Source organism: Chamaesiphon sp. OTE_20_metabat_361 (genome assembly GCF_031364565.1).
Map to the genome: position 1 here is coordinate 1 of NZ_JANLWO010000718.1, position 3,724 is coordinate 3,724.

Below are 3,724 nucleotides of genomic sequence, written 5' to 3' on the forward strand. Positions count from 1 at the left end.
CAAATCGGTGACTGTTATCAATGAAACTCGATCGCATTGGGTGGCGAGTGCGCCGCTGGGCAAGAGTGTCGAGTGGGATGCTGACATCATTACCGATCTGCCAAATCAGATGATTAGCTGGGCTTCTGTCCCCGATGCAGATGTCGAAAACTCTGGTTTTGTCCGATTTACCCCCGCACCTCCCGGACGTGGCGTGGAAGTCAAAGTCGTGCTGGAGTATAGCGTACCAGGTGGCGCACTCACTGCCGCGATCGCATCCTTATTTGGCGAAAACCCCGAACAGCAGATCGGTGACGATCTACGCCGCTTCAAGATGCTGATGGAGACAGGGGAAATTGCGACTACTGAAGGTCAATCCTGCGGGCGACGGAGTTAGATCTGGAGGTTGGGTTGCGGTTCGGCTGTCGCTCATCAACCAGCATAAAACCCAACGCACTAAAACTATCCACTATCCACTATCCACTATTCACCATTATGAAAGCAGTTTGCTGGCAAGGTACCAATAAAATCCAAGTCGAAACAGTTCCAGATCCTAAAATCCTCAATCCGCGCGATGCGATTATCCGCATCACCACCACCGCGATTTGTGGCTCCGATCTGCATTTATATAACGGCATGAACCCCACCATGAAAAAAGGGGATATCCTCGGTCATGAATTCATGGGCGAGGTAGTGGAACTGGGGCGTAAAGTCACTAATGTCAAAATTGGCGATCGAGTTGTAGTGCCATTTACGATCTCCTGTGGCTCCTGCTTCTTTTGCAGTCGGGAAATGACCTCATTGTGCGACAACTCCAATCCCAATGCTTGGATGGCCGAAAAAGTGATGGGTCACTCGCCAGCAGGTCTAATGGGGTATTCGCACCTGCTGGGCGGCTATGCTGGCGGTCAAGCTGAGTATGCCCGCGTGCCGTTTGCCGATGTCGGTTTATTTAAGATTCCTGACGGCTTGACCGACGAGCAGGTGGTCTTTTTTACCGATGTCTTCCCCACTGGCTATATGGCTGCTGAAAACTGCAATATTCAGCCGGGAGATACCGTCGCGATCTGGGGTTGTGGTCCCGTGGGACAATTTGCGATCCGCAGTGCGTTTATGCTCGGTGCCGAGCGGGTAATTGCGATCGATCGCGTCCCCGAACGGTTGGCAATGGCGAAGGCTGGCGGTGCCGAAATCCTCAACTATGAAGAAATTGAAGTCGGCGAAGCTCTCAAGGAGATGACAGGCGGGCGCGGCCCCGATTCGGCGATGGATGCTGTCGGCATGGAAGCACACGGGATGGGGCTAGAAGGCTTCTATGACAAAGCGATGATGGCGGTTAAGCTCGAAACCGATAACCCCACTGCATTACGTCAGGCGATCGTCGCCGTCCGTAAAGGTGGTAGCGTCTCTGTACCCGGTGGTTATAACGCCTTCGTTGACAAAATCCCGATGGGTGCATTTATGAATAAGGGCTTGACGATGAAATCGGGACAGACGCACGTCCATAAGTATCTACAACCCCTACTCGATCGAGTCCAAAACGGCGATATCGACCCGACATTTATCATTACTCACTCTCTCCCCCTGGAGCAAGCCCCCCACGCTTACGAAATCTTCAAGCATAAAAAAGAGAGCTGTATCAAGGTCATACTCAAACCCGGTCAAACAGCTCAAATAGCTCCAACAGCTCAAACAACCGAATGGCCGACAATTCCGAGCGCGTAGCGTAGCTTCTTCTCACCCTTGCATTTCCTAGATCCCCGACTTCTTTTAAGAAGTCGGGGATCTGCGATCGAGTAGCTATCTTCATCAAACCCCTAATTTTTATGAATTATCTCGTTGCCGTTTTACCCGATCGTATTCAAGCCGAAGCCGCCTATTCTGCACTAGCAAAAGAAGGCTTACCAAACGATGGCATTAACATATTAGGTGACGGTTATCAAAGTGCCGATGACTATGGATTAATCGATCCTAATGTTGAAGCCAAGCAAGAAATCAAACGCGAATTATTTTGGCTAGTTAGCTTTGGATTTATTGCAGGTTACGCCTTCAACTGGTTGACCGCGATCGAAATAATTCCCGAAGGCGTACCAATTGTCAACCATGTTTTAGGTGGTATTTTTGGCGCTGGTGCGGGTGCCTTGGGTGCTTATTTTTCTGGCGGTGCTGTCGGTCTAACCATTGGTAGCGGTGATGCACTGGCATATCGCAATCGGCTCAATGCTGGTAAATATCTAGTTATTGTCAAAGGCACGGGCGAACTTACCGAGCGAGCTACACGGATCTTGCGTCAGTTTGAGCCAGAAAACATTCAAGGCTATACCGAACCGATCGGTACCTAATTAGTTATTTCATGTCGAGTCAATTATGAAACTGGCTCATGAAAACTCGAAATTCTACCTACCTCTTTTACGCACTCAATCTACATCTTTTGATAGAGAATTATTTGTCATAAATATAGCTAATCTTAATACTGAATTAAAGATAAAATTTACTTGTCAAAGTGTTTGACTTAGCAAAGAGGAATTAAAAATGTTACAGACAATCGCCCGGACAGTGACTCAAATCGGTAACTGGTTCAAGCAGGTACGAGTACGGCAATTTTTATCGGTCATCGCGATCGGTTTTATTTTATTAAATACCACGCCCGCACCCGATCTCGCTAGCAAAGCCACGATCGACAAACTCGATCGAATGGTACATCAAGAAAATCCCGATCGACCCAAAACTACTGGGGAATGGCAAAAGCAAGCGCGGGAAGTTAAAGGTAAGCCTGGAGAAAGACTCGAACGCATCGGCGAACAATCCGCAGATGCTGTTAAAGAGTTTGGCGGCATGTATCCAGATGTCGCTAAACGCAGCGCGAACGAGCTGGAAAAAAGTGTTGAGAACAATTAATTTTCCAGGCGCGAAAGCATCGATCGATGCCGTCGATTATGTCTTGAGCAGTCACGATTAGGATAGATCGGATCGCCGACTTCTCGCAATAAGTCGGCGATCTAGCCTGGTCTTAATTTTCTTGGCGATCGGACATAGCAAACCCCGTAACAAATAACCACCAAATTGATTAAGTATTTAAATAGTTATGACTACTTATTCCGTGCCCGATGCCACAGCGCGACCCTTAGCAGTAGTAACGGGAGCCTCTAGCGGTATCGGCTACGAACTCGCCAAACAATTCGCCAAAAATGGCTTCGATCTCCTCATCACATCGACCGGGGAGCGGATCGAAACCGTCGCTGAAGCCTTCGAGCAGCTTGGAGCTAAAGTCGCAACCGTCCAAGCCGATCTCGCCACCTACGACGGCGTAGAGACGTTGTACCAGCAGATTCAGGCGGCTGGCAAACCGATTGAGGCGATCGCCATTAATGCCGGAGTCGGCGTCGGTGGGGCATTCATCGAAACCGACCTCCAGGCAGAACTCAATATCATCGAACTGAATATCGCCTCATCCGTCCACCTAGCCAAACGCGTCGTCCCCGATATGGTAGCGCGTCACCAGGGACGGATTTTGTTTACATCCTCGATCGTCTCCCAAATGCCAGGGCCATTTCAAGCCGTTTACGCCGCCTCCAAAGCCTTCGTTCACTCCTTCTCCCAAGCACACCGCTGTCTTTGAGTTCGTTGCGGAGTGCTTGGGAGAAGGAGTGGACGAAGGCTTTGGAGGCGGCATATACCGCTTGAAATGGCCCTGGCATTTGGGAGACGATCGAGGATGTAAACAAAATCCGTCCCTGGTGACGCG

3 protein-coding genes and 3 pseudogenes are annotated in these 3,724 nt (G+C 49.7%); 5 read left to right on the forward strand and 1 reads right to left on the reverse strand.

From position 1 onward, the window contains the following. From RMO35_RS20265 to RMO35_RS20285, 5 genes and pseudogenes are all read left to right on the forward strand, one after another. Positions 1–376: pseudogene (locus RMO35_RS20265) on the forward strand (SRPBCC family protein); the annotation flags it as partial. Between the two features lie 98 nt (positions 377–474). Continuing rightward, positions 475–1,704: a zinc-dependent alcohol dehydrogenase gene (locus RMO35_RS20270; protein WP_309743639.1), complete on the forward strand. Its 1,230-nt coding sequence runs from the start codon at positions 475–477 to the stop codon at positions 1,702–1,704. Between the two features lie 101 nt (positions 1,705–1,805). Then, positions 1,806–2,321, forward strand: coding sequence for a hypothetical protein (locus RMO35_RS20275; protein WP_309743641.1), 516 nt, complete (start codon positions 1,806–1,808; stop codon positions 2,319–2,321). 190 nt (positions 2,322–2,511) lie between these two features. Further along, entirely contained in the window at positions 2,512–2,877 is a 366-nt protein-coding gene (locus RMO35_RS20280; RefSeq protein ID WP_309743643.1) for a hypothetical protein, read from the forward strand. A gap of 187 nt (positions 2,878–3,064) precedes the next feature. Next, a pseudogene (locus tag RMO35_RS20285) lies at positions 3,065–3,589 on the forward strand (SDR family NAD(P)-dependent oxidoreductase); the annotation flags it as partial. Here the strand turns inward: RMO35_RS20285 and RMO35_RS25425 are convergent. After that, a pseudogene (locus RMO35_RS25425) lies at positions 3,582–3,724 on the reverse strand (SDR family NAD(P)-dependent oxidoreductase); the annotation flags it as partial. The pseudogenes RMO35_RS20285 and RMO35_RS25425 sit on opposite strands and share 8 nt — an antisense overlap.

Bases quoted from the DNA above. Each gene is read 5' to 3' on its own strand.
- RMO35_RS20270 (WP_309743639.1), top strand. From the start codon at position 475: ATGAAAGCAGTTTGCTGGCAAGGTACCAATAAAATCCAAGTCGAAACA.
- RMO35_RS20275 (WP_309743641.1), top strand. From the start codon at position 1,806: ATGAATTATCTCGTTGCCGTTTTACCCGATCGTATTCAAGCCGAAGCC.
- RMO35_RS20280 (WP_309743643.1), top strand. From the start codon at position 2,512: ATGTTACAGACAATCGCCCGGACAGTGACTCAAATCGGTAACTGGTTC.